This is a genomic window from Nocardia panacis (assembly GCF_003598715.1).
Taxonomy (GTDB): Bacteria; Actinomycetota; Actinomycetes; order Mycobacteriales; family Mycobacteriaceae; genus Nocardia; species Nocardia panacis.
Window position 1 is genome coordinate 484,794 of record NZ_QZFU01000029.1, and the last position, 16,070, is coordinate 500,863.

Genomic DNA, 16,070 nt, shown 5'->3' on the forward strand with positions numbered 1-16,070 from the left:
CCGTAACAAAAGTTGCGTTATAGGATGGGTCGAATGGCGGGCAAGGATTCGTGGCTCACCTCGGGACCGGAGATTCTGGGCGCCTCGGGACCGGGCGGACTCACCATCGACAAGCTGGTCGCCGCGACCGGACTCAGCACCGGGTCGTTCTATCACCATTTCGCCGGGATGTCGGGCTATCGGACTGCGCTGCTCGACCACTTCGCGGAGGTGCACACCACCCGGTATCTGCGCGAGATCGCCGCCGCGGACCTGTCCGCGCGGCAGCGGCTGGAGTCGCTGATAGACCGGGTGCTCGACGACGATTCGCCCGCACGCATCGAACCGGCCATACGGGCCTGGGCGGTGGACGATCCGCAGGCGGCGACGGTCCAGGAACGCATCGACACCGCACGACTCGATATTCTGCGAAACCTTTTGGAGGCCAACGGTTATGCGCCGGAGGATGCGCGACAGACCGGCCTGGTTGTCTACCTGCTGGTCTTGGGTGCGGCCTCCGTCCTGCCCACCGTGGCGCCCGCGGAACTGCGCGTGCCTGCGGGGCGGATCCTGCGATGAATCCGGTCGACGATCTCGGTGCCGAGGTGCCTCTCGCGGGTCCGGTGCGCCGCGTCGTCTCCCTGGTGCCCTCGCTGACCGAGTCGGTGGCCGCCACCTGCCCGGAAGTCCTGGTGGCCGCGACCAACTGGTGCACACATCCGGCCGAGTTCGCGGTGGAAAGGGTGCGCGGCACCAAGAATCCGGATCTGCGGCGGATTCTGGCGATCGACCCCGACCTGGTGCTGTGCAATCAGGAGGAGAATCGCCGCATCGATGTCGAACGGCTGCGCGCGGCGGGAATCGCGGTGTGGGTCACCAGGATCGAGACGGTAGCCGAGGCATTCTCGTCGCTCACCAGGCTTTTCGCCACGGTCTTCGATGCAGCGCCCGAATGGCTGATCGAGTCGGAAAAGATCTGGGCACCAGCACATTCCGGCCCATTGCGTCCTGCGGTGATACCGGTCTGGCGCAAGCCGTGGATGGTGGTCGGCCGCGACACCTTCACCGGTGATCTGGCCCGCCGCCTCGGCCTGCGCGTGGTGCACGCCGATCGCGCGGAGCGCTACCCACGCGTCACCGAGGCGGAATTGCGGGCGGGTGTGGAATTGGCCGTCCTCCCCGATGAGCCGTATGTCTTCACCGAATCCGATGGGCCGGAAGCCTTTCCCGGTATTCCGGTGGCGCTGGTGTCGGGCCGCGCCCTCACCTGGTACGGCCCTTCCCTGCTCACCGCCCGCGCCGCACTCACGCGCGCCATCGAGGATGCGCTGATCCGGTCGTAGTGGCGCGGTCCGGGCCGCTCGTCGCTTCCCGCGGAGTGCGGCGATGCTCACCGGGCGTCTTCGAACTTACTCCCTGGGCGATCTAAACCGGTGTGGTGATGCGGTAGGTGTGGTGGGCGGTGTCGTGGAAGACGTGGCGCAGGTCGGTGGGGTTCGCGCCGTGGTCGGTGAGGGCGGTGGCGATGGTGCGCAGGCTGTTGGCGATCGAGGTGACGGGTTTGTCGATGGGGAAGTTGGAGCCCCAAAGCAGGCGGTTCGTGCCGAAAACGTCCATGGCGTGGTGGACCATCGGGGCGACGCGGTCGAGCAAAGTGCCGACGGGGGTGGGTATTGCGCGTGGCGGGATCGGATGACCCAGGATCGGCATGGCCAGGCCGCTCACCTTCGCCACCACATTGGGGTGGGCGGCCAGCGCCGCCAGATCGTCGCGCCAGCGTAGGAACACCTCGCGCCGGTGGGCGGGATTGTCGCCGGTGTGCCTGCCGACGCGGCCGAAGATCCCTGCGGGCGTGCCGAGATGGTCGAGCACGATGGGCACCTCGGGAAAACGCTCGGCGAGCGCGGCCACATCGGGGAGGGCCGGCGAATAGACCCAGGCGTCGAAAGACAGTCCGCGCTCGGCCAGTTCACCGAATCCGGCGAGGAATTCCTTTGTGGTGAGCGCGTTCTCGACTTTGGTGAAGGAGCGAACCCCCGAATCCGGGTGGTGCGCCACCATGGTTCGTATCCCGCAGACCAGCGGGGAGGCAGCCAGGTGCGCGTCGAGCAGCGCGGCGAACCGCGGTTCGGCGGGATCCGCGCTCGCGACGATCGCGCCCAGCTCGGGTCCTTCGCGATCGAAGGGCAGTCGCGCCACCCAGCCCGTCTCATCGGCCTCGGCCACCGGATCCTCTGCCGCCCACTGCACCTCGATATGCGCGACCGTATCCACCGGCACTCCCGCCGCGTCGGCGCGATAGTCGGCGGGCAGGTAGGGGCGCAGGAATGCCGCCGGATCGCCGACGAATTCGCGATCGCGCCGTCGACCGAGTCGCACCGCCGCCGATTCCGGCAGCGGCAGCACCCGCATCGCCCTGGCGATCGCGCTGAACTCGCGCGGCGTGGTGAAGGGATCCCACTGGTGGATATGCGCGTCGATGATCCGGATATCCGGGAAATTCATGCGTGCCTTCCCCGCTCGCAATATCGCGTTCAGTCGCCCAGATTGTCACACGAGCCCGGCGTCGTCGGAAGAGAAACTCCGCAGTCGCTCACACATTGCGACGGTATTGGCCCCCAACCGTGAAGAAGGTGTCGGTGATCTGCTGCAGCGTGCACACCCTGGCCGCGTCCATCAGGACCTCGAAAATATTGTCCTCGGTGCGGGCCACGGCCTCGAGCCTGCGCAGCGCGGCGTGCGCGGCGTCGCGATGGCGCCGCTGGAATTCGTGGACCCGGTCGAGTTGGGAACGTTTCTCGGCTTCGGTGCCGCGCGCCAGTTCCAGCCGCGGCGCCGGTTCGCCGTGCGGGGCGCGGAAGGTGTTGACCCCGATGATGGGCAGTGTCCCATCGTGTTTGCGCTGTTCGTAGCGCATCGACTCGTCCTGGATCCGCCCGCGCTGATAGCCGGTCTCCATCGCGCCGAGGACGCCGCCGCGTTCGCTGATCCGATCGAATTCCGCCAGGACCGCCGCCTCGACGAGGTCGGTGAGCTCGTCGACGAGATAGCTGCCCTGCAGCGGGTTCTCGTTCATGGCCACGCCCCATTCGCGATTGATGATCAGCTGAATGGCCAGCGCGCGGCGCACCGATTCCTCGCTCGGCGTGGTGACCGCCTCGTCGTAGGCATTGGTGTGCAGGCTGTTGCAGTTGTCGTAACTGGCGATGAGCGCCTGCAGCGTGGTGCGAATGTCGTTGAATCCCATCTCCTGCGCGTGCAGCGAGCGACCGGAGGTCTGGATGTGGTACTTCAGTTTCTGGGAGCGCTCGGCGGCGCCGTAGCGGTCGCGCATGGCGATGGCCCAGATTCGCCGGGCCACCCGCCCGATCACCGAATATTCCGGATCCATGCCATTGGAGAAGAAATATGAGAGGTTCGGCGCGAAATCATCGATGCGCATGCCGCGCGCGAGATAGGCCTCCACATAGGTGAATCCGTTGGCGAGGGTGAAGGCCAGTTGGCTGATCGGATTGGCCCCGGCCTCGGCGATGTGGTAGCCGGAGATGGAGACCGAGTAGAAATTGCGGACGCTGTTGCGCACGAACCATTCCTGAATATCGGCCATCATGCGCAGGCTGAATTCGGTGGAGAAGATGCAGGTGTTCTGGCCCTGGTCCTCCTTGAGGATGTCGGCCTGCACGGTGCCGCGCACGGTGGCCAGCGTGGCGGCGCGCACCTCGGCCGCCTCCTCGGCGGTCGGTTCGCGTCCCTGTTCGCTGGTGAAGCGTTCCAGCGCTTGGTCTATGGCGGTATTGAGGAAGTAGGCCAGGATGGTGGGGGCCGGGCCGTTGATGGTCATGGAGACCGAGGTGGTTGGCGCGGTGAGGTCGAATCCGGCGTAGAGGGCCGTCATATCGTCGAGTGAGGCGATGGAGACGCCGGAGGTGCCGACTTTGCCGTAGATATCGGGGCGTTCGGCCGGGTCGTGCCCGTAGAGGGTCACCGAATCGAAGGCGGTGGACAGCCGTTTGGCCGTCGAATGCTCGCTGAGCACCTTGAAGCGGCGGTTGGTGCGGAAGGGATCGCCCTCACCGGCGAACATGCGGGCCGGGTCCTCGCCGTCGCGTTTGAACGGGAAGACGCCCGCGGTGAAGGGGAAGCGGCCGGGGAGGTTCTCGGCGCGCAGGAAGCGGAGCAGTTCACCGTGATCGGTGTAGCGGGGCAGTGCGACGCGCGGAATCGTGTTGCCGGACAGTGTCTCTCGGCGCAGTGGGGTGCGGATCTCGCGGTCGCGCACCCGAAATACCTGCTCCTCGCCGCGATAGGAGTCGGCCAGTGCGGGCCATTCGGCGAGCAGCGCAGCATTGTCCGCGCTCAGCTCGGTGCGGGCCTTGTCGGCGAGGGCGATGACGGCCGGGTCGTCGGGGAGTTCGGCGGCCACCTGCGCCAGCCGCTGAATCCGCTGTGCCACCGGGATTTGCGTCGCCGTCTCGGCGTGGTAGGCGCGCACCGTGTCGGCGATTTCGGCCAGATAGCGCACCCTGGCAGGCGGAATGATCTGGGCGAATCTGGTCGAAGCGCGGATCTCGACGTGCGGAAGTGTGCCCTGCTGCAAGGGAAGTCCGCGCGCGGCGAGCAACTCCGTGAGGTGCTGGTACAGCGCCGTGACACCGTCGTCGTTGAAAGTCGCGGCGCTGGTGCCGAATACCGGCATGTCCTCGGGCGCGGCCCCGAAGGCCCCGCGATTGCGAATGAGCTGACGGGCCACATCGCGCAGCGCGTCGGCCGCGCCGCGCCGCTCGAACTTGTTGACCGCCACCACATCCGCGTAATCCAGCATGTCGATCTTCTCCAGCTGGGAGGCCGCGCCGAATTCTGGTGTCATCACATACAGCGCGAGATCGACATGGTCGACTACCGCCGCGTCGCCCTGCCCGATTCCGGGCGTCTCCAGGATGATCAGGTCGTAGCCTGCGGCCTTGCACGCGGTGATCATGCCGTCGATGCCGTTGGGCAGTTCCCGCGCGCCGCGGGTGGCCAGGGAGCGGAAGAAGATGTGCGCGCCGTCCAGGGCGTTCATCCTGATGCGGTCGCCGAGCAGCGCGCCGCCGCCGCGTCGGCGGGTGGGGTCCACCGCGAGCACGGCTACCCGCAGTTTGTCCTGTTGGTCCGAGCGCAGCCGACGCACCAATTCGTCGGTGAGCGAGGACTTTCCGGACCCGCCGGTGCCGGTGATGCCGAGGACCGGCACGGTGCGTGCCGCCGCGGCCGCGTCGAGACCCTGTCGGATATCCGGGGGTAGCGCGTCCTGCTGCAGGCAGGTGAGGGTGCGGGCGAGTGCGGGGCGCTCGCCCGCGAGCACCGCCTCGAGCACGGGCGGTTCGGTGGCGGGGTCCGCATCGCATTCGCGGATGAGTCGATTGATCATGCCGGGCAGGCCGAGTCGCTGCCCGTCCTCGGGGGAGAAGATGGTGACGCCCGCGGCCGCGAGCCGTGCGATCTCCGCCGCGACGATCACCCCGCCGCCTCCGCCGAAGATCCGAACATGTTCGGCCCCGGCCTTTTTCAGCGAGTCGGCCAGATACTCGAAGTATTCGACGTGGCCACCCTGGTAGGAGCTGACGGCGACGCCCTGCACATCCTCGGTGAGCACCGCGTCGAGGACCTCGGCCACCGAGCGGTTGTGTCCGAGGTGGATCACCTCCGCGCCCTGGGCCTGCAGAATGCGCCGCATGATGTTGATGGCCGCGTCGTGGCCGTCGAACAGCGCCGCCGAGGTGACGAATCGAATGGGGTGCGTCAGTGTGTGCAGCTGAGTGTGATCGGCCACGGGATGCCTCCGGCGAGTCCGACGCCCGATATTAGGACGTCAAACCAAGCCTACGGTGACTCAAATCACAACGCCAGCGACGCGGCCGGGCCGCCCGATTGTGAAAGTGGGATGAATCACATCCGGTTCCGGCTCTCGATATACTTGGACGTCCAACTATAGGATCGCCGCAGATCGCGCAGAAAGGACTGGCATGGTTCGCGAACTCACCCACTTCATCGGTGGCACCCATGTGTCGGGAACCTCCGGCAACTTCGGGGATGTCTACGACCCGAATATCGGCCAGGTGCAGGCCAAGGTGCCGCTGGCCAGCAAGGACGAGGTCCTCGCGGCCATCGCCGACGCGGCGGCGGCCCAGCCGGTATGGGCCGCGTTCAATCCGCAGAAGCGGGCGCGCGTGCTGATGCGCTTCCTCGCCCTGGTGCAGGACGAGATGGACTCGCTGGCCGCGCTGCTGTCCAGCGAGCACGGCAAGACCATCGCCGACGCCAAGGGCGATATCCAGCGCGGACTCGAGGTCGTCGAATTCGCCGCGGGCATCCCGCACCTGCTCAAGGGCGAATACACCGAGAGCGCGGGCACCGGCATCGACGTCTACTCCATGCGCCAGCCGCTGGGCGTGGTCGCGGGCATCACCCCGTTCAACTTCCCGGCCATGATCCCGCTGTGGAAGGCGGGCCCCGCACTGGCATGCGGAAATGCCTTCGTGCTCAAGCCTTCCGAGCGCGACCCTTCGGTGCCGCTGCGGCTCGCCGAGCTGTTCCTCGAGGCCGGACTTCCCCCCGGTGTCTTCAATGTGATCCAGGGCGACAAGGTCGCGGTGGACACGCTGCTGCACGATCCGCGCATCAAAGCCGTCGGTTTCGTCGGCTCCACCCCGATCGCGCAGTACATCTACGAGACCGCGACCGCGAATGGCAAGCGCGCCCAGTGTTTCGGCGGCGCGAAGAACCACGCCATCGTCATGCCGGACGCCGACCTCGACGATGTCGCCGACCAATTGATCGGCGCGGGTTACGGATCCGCCGGTGAGCGCTGCATGGCCATCTCGGTGGCCGTCCCCGTCGGCGAGGAGACCGCCGATCGCCTGGTGGCCAAGCTGACCGAGCGCGTGCACAAGCTGAATATCGGTCGCTCCGACGATCCGGGCGCGGACTTCGGCCCGCTGGTCGGTCGCGACGGGGTGGACCGGGTCAACCGCTACGTCCAGATCGGCATCGATGAGGGGGCCGAACTGGTGGTGGACGGGCGCGGCGTGCAGGTCGAGGGCGGCGAGGACGGCTACTTCGTTGGCGCGACGCTGTTCGACCGGGTGACCCCGCAGATGCGGATCTACCGCGACGAGATCTTCGGGCCGGTGCTCGCTGTGGTCCGTGCCAAGGACTACGCCGAGGGCCTGCGCCTGGCCAATGAGCACGAATACGGCAATGGCGTGGCCATTTTCACCCGCGACGGCGATACCGCCCGCGATTTCGCCGCGCGCGTGCAGGTCGGCATGGTCGGTATCAATGTGCCGATTCCGGTCCCGATCGCCTACCACACCTTCGGCGGCTGGAAGCGCTCCGGATTCGGCGATCTCAATCAGCACGGCCCGGATTCGATCCGCTTCTACACCAAGACCAAGACGGTGACGCAGCGCTGGCCGGAAGGAATCAGGGGCACCGCGGGTTCTGGGAGTTCTGTGGACTCCGCTGCTGTTTCTTCTGGGAGCTCCGCGGGCTCCGCTCCCAACGCTTTCGTTATCCCGACGATGGACTGACGCAGATGTTCGCCCTGGACGAAGACGAACGCGCCATCCGCGATACCGCGCGCGATTTCGCCGATGAATTCCTGGCCCCGCACGCGCTGGAATGGGATGAGCACAAACACTTTCCGGTGGATGTGCTGCGCAAAGCCGGTCCGCTCGGCCTGGGCGGGGTCTATGTGCGCGAGGATGTGGGCGGTTCGCAATTGCGCCGACTCGACGCGGTGCGGGTGTTCGAGCAGTTGGCCACCGGCTGCCCGGCCATCGCCGCCTACATCTCCATTCACAATATGGCCGCCTGGATGATCGACGCCTACGGCGACGACGCCCAGCGGCGGCGCTGGCTGCCCGGACTGACCTCGATGCAGACCCTGGCCAGCTACGCGCTCACCGAACCGGGCGTCGGATCCGACGCGGCGGCCCTGAGCACCAAGGCCGTTCGCGACGGCGAGGACTACATCCTCAATGGCGTCAAGCAATTCATCTCCGGCGCGGGCAGCACCGATGTGTATGTCGTGATGGTCCGCACCGGAGCCGAAGGCGCGCGCGGCATTTCGGCCATTGTGGTTCCCGCCGACACACCGGGACTGTCCTTCGGACCCAATGAGCGCAAGATGGGATGGAACGCCCAGCCGACCCGTCAGGTGATCTTTACCGACGCCAGGGTGCCGGTGGCGAACCGGCTCGGCGCGGAGGGCGACGGCTTCCGGATCGCCATGAATGGGCTCAATGGCGGTCGTCTCAATATCGCCGCCTGCTCGGTCGGTGGCGGACAGGCCGCACTCGACAAGACCGTCCCCTATCTGGCCCAGCGGCACGCGTTCGGCGCACCCCTGCTCGGGAATCAGGCGCTGCAATTCGAATTGGCCGATATGCGTACGCAATTGGAGGCCGCGCGGACCCTGCTGTGGCGGGCGGCCGCCGCACTCGACGCCGATGCCCCCGACAAGGTGGAACTGTGCGCGATGGCGAAGCGGTTCGCCACCGACGCCGGTTTCGAGGTCGCCAACAAGGCGCTGCAATTGCACGGCGGTTACGGTTATCTGGCCGAATACGGCCTGGAGAAGATCGTGCGCGACCTGCGCGTGCACCAGATTCTCGAGGGCGCCAACGAAATCATGCGGGTGGTCGTCGCCCGCTCGGTGGTAGGAGCAGCATGACCGAACCCGAAGTCCTGATCGAGCGTCGCGATGGCCTGGGCCTGATCACCCTGAACCGGCCCGGGGCCATCAACGCGCTGAATCACCCGATGACGCTGGCGATCACGCGGGCGCTGCGGGAATGGGCCGAGGACGACGCGGTGCGCACGGTCGCACTCATCGGCGCGGGGGAGCGGGGACTGTGCGCGGGCGGCGATATCGTCGCCATCCACGCCGACGCCTCCGGTGCGGATCTCGCCCACCCGGCCCAAACACCCACCGGCCGCTTCTGGCGCGAGGAGTACCTCCTCAACGCGCTCATCGCCCGCTACCCGAAACCGTATGTGGTGGTGATGGACGGCATCGTGATGGGCGGCGGGGTCGGGCTGTCCGGCCACGGTAGCCACCGCATCGTCACCGAGCGGTCGAAGGTGGGCATGCCGGAGGTCGGTATCGGCTTCGTCCCGGATGTCGGTGGCACCTATCTGCTTTCGCGCGCGCCGGGCGAACTGGGCACCCACGTGGGCTTGACCACCGCGCGGATGACGGCGGGCGATGCCATCGCCGCCGGTTTCGCCGACTACTTCGTGACCGCCGAACACATTCCGGCACTGCTGGATACGCTGCGCACCGAGTCGGCGGATGTCGCCGTGGCCAAATTCGCGACGACCGCACCGGAATCGGCGCTGTCGGCGGCCCGCTCGTGGATCGACGACTGCTACGGCGCGGATTCGGTGGAGCAGATCGTGGACCGACTGCGCGCGAGCGCGGAACCCGCCGCCAATGCGGCCGCCGCCGAGATTCTCACGAAATCGCCGGTGGCGCTGAAGGTCACGCTGCGGGCGCTGCGCGCGGCACGCGGACTGCCCGCCCTCGAGTCCGCGCTGAATCAGGAGTACCGGATCTCGCTGGCCGCGTTGGCCTCGCACGATCTGGTCGAGGGCATCAGGGCGCAGGTCATCGACAAGGACCGCGACCCGAAGTGGTCGCCCGCCGGTTTGGCCGAGGTCTCCGCCGCTCAGGTGGACGCGTACTTCGCCGAATTGGGTTCCGACGAATTGGGTTTGGTAGCACCGGAGGTACAGCAGTGACACAAAGCAGTGCGACACAGCGGATAGGTTTCCTCGGCCTCGGCCATATGGGCGCGCCGATGGCGGCCAACCTGGTCCGGGCGGGCCACGAGGTCCTCGCCTACGACCCGGTGCCCGCGGCCCGCGAGCAGGCGGCCGAGAATGGTGCGACCGTGGTGGATTCGGCCGCCGCGGCGGCAGCGGGCCGTGACCTGGTCATCACCATGCTGCCCAACGGCAAACTGGTGCTCGACGTCTACGCCGAACTGCTGCCCGCGGCCGATCCGGGCACCCTGTTCATCGACTGCTCCACCATCGATGTGGCCGACGCCAAGTCGGCGGCGGTGCTGGCCATCGGCGCCGGACATCGCGCGCTGGACGCCCCGGTCTCCGGCGGCGTCGGCGGGGCCACCGCGGGCACCCTGACCTTCATGGTCGGTGGCGGGGCCGCCGATTTCGCCGCCGCACTGCCCGTGCTCGAGGTCATGGGCGCGAAGGTGGTGCACTGCGGCGGCGCGGGCGTGGGCCAGGCCGCCAAGATTTGCAACAACATGCTGCTCGGCATCTCCATGGTCGGCCTGTCCGAGGCACTGGTCCTCGGCGAGAAGCTGGGATTGAGCCACCAGTCCTTCTTCGACGTGGTCTCCACCGCCTCCGGCCAGAGTTGGGCGCTGACCAGCTACTGTCCCGTGCCCGGACCGGTCCCCGCCAGCCCCGCCAATAACGACTACCAGCCCGGCTTCGCCACCGCGCTCATGTCGAAGGATCTGGGTCTGGCCGCGAACGCGTTGCGGGAGAACAGTGTCGACGGTCGCCTCGGCTTGCTCGCGGCCGAGATCTACGCTCGCTTCAACCAGACCGATGCGGGCCGCGATTTCTCCGCTATCGTCACTGACATTCGTAGCCGTTCCGACCAAGAGGATGCCTGAAGATGGATGCATCGCGTAGCGATTCCGCCGGGGGTGACGGCCGGGCGACGGGTGGGCGTCAAGATTTCGAGACGATCCTGCTGGAGCGCAAGGGTCGGGTCGGCTGGATCACGCTGAACCGCCCCAAGGCGCTCAATGCGCTGAACTCGCAGGTGCTCGACGATGTCATCGCCGCGCTCGACGAGTTGGAGGTCGACGCGGAGATCGGCGCGGTCGTCATCACCGGATCAGAGCGCGCCTTCGCGGCGGGTGCGGATATCAAGGAGATGCAGCCCAAGTCGTATATGGACATGTTCCTCGACGACTACTTCGCCCGCTGGGATCGGTTGGCCCAGTTCCGCAAGCCCACCATCGCCGCGGTCGCGGGCTACGCCCTGGGCGGCGGCTGCGAGTTGGCGATGATCTGCGATCTCCTGATCGCCGCCGACACCGCCAAATTCGGGCAGCCCGAGATCAAACTCGGTGTGATTCCCGGCATCGGCGGCTCCCAGCGGCTGACCCGCGCCATCGGCAAGGCCAAGGCGATGGACCTGGTGCTCACCGGTCGGAATATGGATGTCGAGGAGGCCGAGCGGGCCGGGCTGGTTTCCCGGATCGTGCCCGCCGACCAATTGCTCGACACCGCACTGGAAGTGGCCGAGACCATCGCCTCGATGTCCCTGCCGGTCGCCATGATCGCCAAGGAATCGGTGAACCGCGCCTTCGAGACCACCCTGGCCGAGGGACTGCGCTTCGAGCGGCGGGTATTCCACTCGCTGTTCGCCATCGAGGATCAGAAGGAAGGTATGGCCGCCTTCGTCGACAAGCGTCCGGCGAAGTTCACCAACCGCTGATCAGCGCACGGCTCCCGGCGTAGTCGCGATCTGGATCTGCGTCGCCGGGGGCCGATCGTGCGGTTGCGCCGAATCGCGGTCCACGGCAAGCAGACCCGCGATGGTGGCGCCGAGCGCCGCCGTGACCGCCACGGCCGCCACGATCTTGCGGCGGCCCACCGGCGCGGCGGCCGGGCGCTCGGTGGGGATCCGCGCCATGGCCATCCGGATATCGCCCGTGGGGCGCTCCGCCGCGAGCAGGACCGCGCCGCGCGCCGAGACGTACTCCGGCTCCGGGTCATAGATGATCGGCAGTTGCAGCAGTTCACCCAGTGCCTGACGGATATTCGGGCTGCGGGTGCAGCCGCCGAGCAGTACCACCGCCCCCGGCCGAATTCCGCTCTCCGCCACGAGTTGCCGCACGAATGAGGCCGAATGGTGAATGCCCGCCGCGCATAATTCGGTCAGATCGCTGCGGGTCAGCACCGCCCGCCCGCCCGAATCGGCATCCGTCGCGGTGATCACCCTGGCGCTGCTCAACTCCTCGCGGTGGCGGCGGCTGGTGGGTTTGTCGGTGAGCACCCCGCTGCGGGCCAGTCGCCAGCGCAGCAGCGCGTCGTAGCCGTCGCCGCTGAGCACGGTGCTGCGCCGATTCGCCAGGATGGCGTCGGTGCGCGAATCGGCATGCGTCACTGTCAAACCCGAGCTGCCCAGGTCGTACAGGACGACCGAACCGTCATCGGGTAGCTGTCCGGTGAAGCGCAGATAGCGCAACTGGGCCAGCGGTTCGTCCACGATGGTCAGCCGGGTGCGACCGGCCGCCGCCCGAACCGCCTCGGCGTGTTCGGTGCAGCGGCAGGTGACCGCCGTCGCGGTGATGAGTTCCGCGCGGCGTTCGGCCGAACCGCACATCTGCCGGATCGCCTCCAGCACCGACTCTTCGATCCCGCCCGCCACCCGATACGGCACTTCACAGCGATCGATCGGGGGGAGATGCGGTTGATCGGAATGTGTCAGCATCGCGCGGGCTCCGCCAGCGCCCGCGGATACCCCCAGGACCAGCACCATGGGGTCCATGGTGGACCCTTTCCCTTCCGCTGCCAAGGCGACGGGGCGGCGTATTCGCCAGTTGGATGCCGGACTGTTACCCGTCTTTCGGTTCGACGGAGTAAGCGACCGACCGGTCCGCGTCGGGCGCGGGTTCGTCGGCGGTCCAGCGCCCTTCGGCGTCACCCGCGTCGAAGTCGCCCGCCGCATGGCGGAATTCGGCCAGTAACCCCAGCAGTTCCCGCACCCGATCCGCGGGCAGGCCGGGCAACGCGAACACCTTCTCGTTCAGCGCCAGTGTCGCCTCGGCTACCAATTCCCTTCCGGCATCCGTGATTTCGATCAGGGTCGCGCGACGGTCGCTGGGGTGCGGCACCCGCCGCGCCAAACGCGCCGCCTCCAACCTGTCGACGGTATTGGTGACGCTGGTGGGATGCACCTGCAACCGGGCGCTGGCCTTGGCCATCGGCAGCGCGCCGGTCTTGCTGAAACCGAGCAGCATCAGCAATTCGTAGCGGGAGAACGTCAGCCCCGTGGGTTTGAGCGCCTCGTCGACCCGCGCCATCACGATTTGCTGGGCGCGGACCAACGAGGTGACCGCGGCCATCCCATCGGCCACCGCACCCCAGCCGTGACCGGTCCACTGACGGTGCGCCTCCGCGATGGGATCGAGCGGAAGTGGGCGTGGCCGAGACATATTCCGATCATTGCACGCGCGTTCGGATCAGCGTGAGCGCAACGGTGGGCGCGCCGGATCCGGATCGGCAGGATAGGAGATGTCAGGCGGGCGTGGCTGAGTGGTTTAGGCAACGGTCTGCAAAGCCGTTAACGCGGGTTCAATTCCCGCCGCTCGCTCCAGATCCTGGCAACCCCGGTCCGGTGGATCCCTACCGGACCGGGGTTCTCACGAATACGCGACAGCCGAGCCGAGCACCTCGAGGCGCACCCGGTCACCGGGTTCGGGCGCCTCGGCGCTGGCGCGGCGCACCCGCACCGTCTCCGCGCCCTCGACGGCGATGGTCAGCAAGGCGTCCGGACCGCGGAAGGTCACCTCGCGGATCGCGCCGCTGCTTTTGTCGGAATCCGAGACCACGTGGGCCACAAGCTGTTCCGGACGCAGCATGAGCGTCACCCGGCCGGTCGGACCGCCGGGGCGGACCGGCACCGTACCCAGCGCGCATTCGGCGGTCGCGTCCCGCACCATCGCGTCGAGCAGGACGCACTCACCCAGGAAACGCGCGGTATACAGATCGGCGGGTGCGGCGTAAACCAGTTGCGGCGCACCCACCTGGGTGAAATGACCGTCGCGCAGCACCGCCACCTGTTCGGCGAACGACAGCGCCTCCTCCTGGTCGTGGGTGACCAGGATGCTGGTCATCCCCGCCGCGCGCAGAGTCTGCGCCACCGCCTCGCGGGTGGTGGCGCGCAGACCCGCGTCCAGCGCGCTGAACGGTTCGTCGAGCAGCATCACCTCCGGCTGCCTGGCCAGCGCGCGAGCCAGTGCCACCCGCTGCTGCTGACCGCCGGAGAGTTGATGCGGACGGCGCGCGGCGAAATCGCGGTCGAGAGACACCATTTCGAGCAATTCGCGGACGCGACCCGAGGTCCGCCGCGCGGCGAACGGGCCGCCGCCCAAGCCGTAGGCGATGTTCTGTCCGACGGTCAGGTGCGGGAACAGGGCGCCGTCCTGGGCCACATAGCCGACGCGGCGGCGCTGCGGCGGCACCGTGCGCCGCTCGTCGGAGACGGTCCGCGCGCCGATGGCCACCGAACCCGCGTCGGGATACTCGAATCCGGCGATTACCCGCAGCAGCGTGGTCTTCCCGCAGCCCGAGGAGCCGACCACCGCCGTCGCGGTGCCATCGGGCACCTCGAGGTCGATCCCGTCCAGGACGCGGGTCGAGCCGAAGTTCTTGGAGATGCCGGCTACGACGAGTCTGCTCATGACAGCCCTGCCGCCTTCCTGGATTGGGTGAACAGCAGATACGTCACCGGGATCGAGGCGACGATCATGATCAGCGCGTACGGCGCCGCCGCCGCGTAGTCCAATTCGCCCGACAGCGACCAGAAGCGCAGCGCCAGCGTCTCGGTGCCATTCGGGGCCAGCAGCAGCGTCGCGGTGAGTTCGGTGGCCACCGCCACGAAGACCAGCGCGCCCGCCGCGGCGGCCGCGGGCGCGGCCAGCCGCAGTGTCACTCGGAAAAAGGTGGCGGGGCCGGACTTTCCGAGCGAACGCGACACTTCCTCCAACCCGATGGGCACCTGAGCCAACCCGGCCCGCACGCTCACCAGCGCGCGGGGCAGGAACATCAGCACATAGGCGGCGACCACCATGGTGACGGTCTGGTAGAACGGTCGCGCCCAATGGATGGTTACCGTCACCATGGCCAGTGCGGTCACGATGCCCGGCAGCGAACTGGTGATGTAGTTGGCGCCCTCGATGATTCGGGCGAAGACCGAGGTGGAGCGCACCGCGATCCAGGCGACCGGGAAGGCGCACAGTGTGGTGACCACCGCCGCTGTGGCGGCCAAACCGATTGTCTGCCATAGGGTTCGGCCGATCTCATCGGAATCCCACACCGCCGCGCCGCCCAGGCGCAGCCAGCGCCCGATGGTCCACAGCGGCACCCCCAGCGCGGCCGCGGTGACGGCCGCCAGCCCGGCCAGCGCCGGAATAGCGGTGAACCCCAGGCGGATTCGCGTCGCCGATCGTTGCGCGCCGGATCCGATCCTGGCGTAGCGGGCGCGCCCGCGCACCCCGGCCTCGGCGGTCAGCAGCACCAGACAGCACAGCACCAGCACCCCTGCCAGCATGCTGCCCGCCGATCCGGCGAAACTCGACTGATACTGCTCGAAGATGGCGGTGGTGAAGGTGTCGAAGCGAATCATCGCGAACGCGCCGTACTCGGCCAGCAGATGCAGCGAGATCAGCAGCGCGCCACCGAGAATCGCCAATCGCAACTGCGGCAGCACGATTCGCGCGAACACCGCGACCGGACCCGAGCCGAGCGCGCGGGCCGACTCCTCCACCGCGGGATCGAGACGGCGCAGCGTGGCCGCGGCGGGCAGATACACCAGCGGGAAATACGACATGGTCGAGATGATCACGCCCGCCCACAGCCCGTGCATGGTTGGAAACACCCCGATCCAGGCGTAGCTGTTGACGAAGGCCGGAACCGCCAGCGGGGCCGCGAAAACCGGCCCCCACCACGCACCGCCCGGCACTTCGGTGCGTTCGACCACCCAGGCCAGCGCGACGCCGAGCACCACGCACAGCGGCACGGTCACGACTACGAGTTCGACCGTATTGCGCAGCAGCTCACCGACTCTCGGCCGGAAAATCAGCCGGGCGGCCTCGGTCGACCCGGTGTCGATCAGCACCGAGACGATATAGCCGAGCGGGATGAAAGTAGCCGCGACGAGCAGCAGCGCCACGGCGGTGACGAAGGGGCCCGGTCTGCCGACCCGCCCGGAAAGCCGACCGCCCCGCGCCGGGAACTTTCGGGCACGGGGCGCGAGGGTGGTCCGCGAGGACATC

The 16,070-nt window shown here is 67.8% G+C and carries 13 protein-coding genes and 1 tRNA gene; 8 read left to right on the forward strand and 6 right to left on the reverse strand.

The features are described 5' to 3' along the window. Positions 1-33 precede the first annotated feature (33 nt). Positions 34-558, forward strand: a complete 525-nt coding sequence (locus tag D5S18_RS24540; protein WP_158607945.1) for a TetR/AcrR family transcriptional regulator — start codon at positions 34-36, stop codon at positions 556-558. Further along, complete coding sequence (locus tag D5S18_RS24545; protein WP_120043419.1) at positions 555-1,322, forward strand: helical backbone metal receptor; 768 nt, start codon at positions 555-557, stop codon at positions 1,320-1,322. Before D5S18_RS24540 ends, D5S18_RS24545 begins: the two co-directional genes overlap by 4 nt. A gap of 82 nt (positions 1,323-1,404) precedes the next feature. Here the strand turns inward: D5S18_RS24545 and D5S18_RS24550 are convergent, their stop codons facing one another. Together D5S18_RS24550 and icmF are read right to left on the reverse strand one after the other, a co-directional pair. After that, the gene (locus D5S18_RS24550) at positions 1,405-2,484 is read right to left on the reverse strand and encodes an amidohydrolase family protein (RefSeq protein ID WP_120043420.1); all 1,080 of its coding nucleotides are present in this window, start codon (positions 2,482-2,484) and stop codon (positions 1,405-1,407) included. An 88-nt stretch (positions 2,485-2,572) separates the two neighbouring features. Continuing rightward, positions 2,573-5,791, reverse strand: a complete 3,219-nt coding sequence (icmF, locus tag D5S18_RS24555; RefSeq protein ID WP_120043421.1) for a fused isobutyryl-CoA mutase/GTPase IcmF — start codon at positions 5,789-5,791, stop codon at positions 2,573-2,575. Between the two features lie 193 nt (positions 5,792-5,984). Between icmF and D5S18_RS24560 the strand changes: the two genes are divergently transcribed. From D5S18_RS24560 to D5S18_RS24580, 5 genes are read left to right on the forward strand one after another with little or no spacing between them, the layout of a single operon-like run. Then, the gene (locus D5S18_RS24560) at positions 5,985-7,550 is read left to right on the forward strand and encodes a CoA-acylating methylmalonate-semialdehyde dehydrogenase (protein ID WP_120043422.1); all 1,566 of its coding nucleotides are present in this window, start codon (positions 5,985-5,987) and stop codon (positions 7,548-7,550) included. Positions 7,551-7,555: 5 nt separating this feature from the next. Then, positions 7,556-8,695, forward strand: a complete 1,140-nt coding sequence (locus tag D5S18_RS24565; protein WP_120043423.1) for an acyl-CoA dehydrogenase family protein — start codon at positions 7,556-7,558, stop codon at positions 8,693-8,695. Further along, positions 8,692-9,765, forward strand: coding sequence for an enoyl-CoA hydratase/isomerase family protein (locus D5S18_RS24570; protein ID WP_120043424.1), 1,074 nt, complete (start codon positions 8,692-8,694; stop codon positions 9,763-9,765). Before D5S18_RS24565 ends, D5S18_RS24570 begins: the two co-directional genes overlap by 4 nt. After that, positions 9,762-10,673 (forward strand): 3-hydroxyisobutyrate dehydrogenase, encoded by a 912-nt coding sequence (gene mmsB / locus D5S18_RS24575; RefSeq protein WP_120043425.1) that lies wholly within the window; start codon positions 9,762-9,764, stop codon positions 10,671-10,673. Before D5S18_RS24570 ends, mmsB begins: the two co-directional genes overlap by 4 nt. A 2-nt stretch (positions 10,674-10,675) precedes the next feature. Then, positions 10,676-11,506, forward strand: a complete 831-nt coding sequence (locus D5S18_RS24580; protein WP_120043426.1) for an enoyl-CoA hydratase — start codon at positions 10,676-10,678, stop codon at positions 11,504-11,506. Here the strand turns inward: D5S18_RS24580 and D5S18_RS24585 are convergent, their stop codons facing one another. After that, positions 11,507-12,505 carry an Hsp70 family protein gene (locus tag D5S18_RS24585; RefSeq protein WP_239003975.1) on the reverse strand — a complete coding sequence of 333 codons (999 nt, stop codon included), beginning with the start codon at positions 12,503-12,505 and terminating at the stop codon, positions 11,507-11,509. Positions 12,506-12,629: 124 nt separating this feature from the next. Further along, complete coding sequence (locus tag D5S18_RS24590; RefSeq protein ID WP_120043427.1) at positions 12,630-13,229, reverse strand: MarR family winged helix-turn-helix transcriptional regulator; 600 nt, start codon at positions 13,227-13,229, stop codon at positions 12,630-12,632. An 86-nt stretch (positions 13,230-13,315) separates the two neighbouring features. Here D5S18_RS24590 and D5S18_RS24595 point away from each other — a divergent pair. Next, positions 13,316-13,390, forward strand: a tRNA-Cys gene (locus D5S18_RS24595). Between the two features lie 46 nt (positions 13,391-13,436). Here the strand turns inward: D5S18_RS24595 and D5S18_RS24600 are convergent. Continuing rightward, positions 13,437-14,477 carry an ABC transporter ATP-binding protein gene (locus D5S18_RS24600; protein WP_120043428.1) on the reverse strand — a complete coding sequence of 347 codons (1,041 nt, stop codon included), beginning with the start codon at positions 14,475-14,477 and terminating at the stop codon, positions 13,437-13,439. Beyond that, the gene (locus tag D5S18_RS24605; protein WP_120043429.1) at positions 14,474-16,069 is read right to left on the reverse strand and encodes an ABC transporter permease; all 1,596 of its coding nucleotides are present in this window, start codon (positions 16,067-16,069) and stop codon (positions 14,474-14,476) included. Before D5S18_RS24605 ends, D5S18_RS24600 begins: the two co-directional genes overlap by 4 nt. Position 16,070 lies beyond the last annotated feature (1 nt).

Coding starts and splice junctions, on each gene's coding strand:
- D5S18_RS24545 (WP_120043419.1), top strand. CDS start 555: ATGAATCCGGTCGACGATCTCGGTGCCGAGGTGCCTCTCGCGGGTCCG.
- D5S18_RS24565 (WP_120043423.1), top strand. CDS start 7,556: ATGTTCGCCCTGGACGAAGACGAACGCGCCATCCGCGATACCGCGCGC.
- D5S18_RS24590 (WP_120043427.1), bottom strand. CDS start 13,229: ATGTCTCGGCCACGCCCACTTCCGCTCGATCCCATCGCGGAGGCGCAC.
- D5S18_RS24550 (WP_120043420.1), bottom strand. CDS start 2,484: ATGAATTTCCCGGATATCCGGATCATCGACGCGCATATCCACCAGTGG.
- D5S18_RS24585 (WP_239003975.1), bottom strand. CDS start 12,505: ATGCTGACACATTCCGATCAACCGCATCTCCCCCCGATCGATCGCTGT.
- D5S18_RS24605 (WP_120043429.1), bottom strand. CDS start 16,069: ATGTCCTCGCGGACCACCCTCGCGCCCCGTGCCCGAAAGTTCCCGGCG.
- D5S18_RS24600 (WP_120043428.1), bottom strand. CDS start 14,477: ATGAGCAGACTCGTCGTAGCCGGCATCTCCAAGAACTTCGGCTCGACC.
- D5S18_RS24540 (WP_158607945.1), top strand. CDS start 34: ATGGCGGGCAAGGATTCGTGGCTCACCTCGGGACCGGAGATTCTGGGC.
- D5S18_RS24560 (WP_120043422.1), top strand. CDS start 5,985: ATGGTTCGCGAACTCACCCACTTCATCGGTGGCACCCATGTGTCGGGA.
- D5S18_RS24570 (WP_120043424.1), top strand. CDS start 8,692: ATGACCGAACCCGAAGTCCTGATCGAGCGTCGCGATGGCCTGGGCCTG.
- D5S18_RS24580 (WP_120043426.1), top strand. CDS start 10,676: ATGGATGCATCGCGTAGCGATTCCGCCGGGGGTGACGGCCGGGCGACG.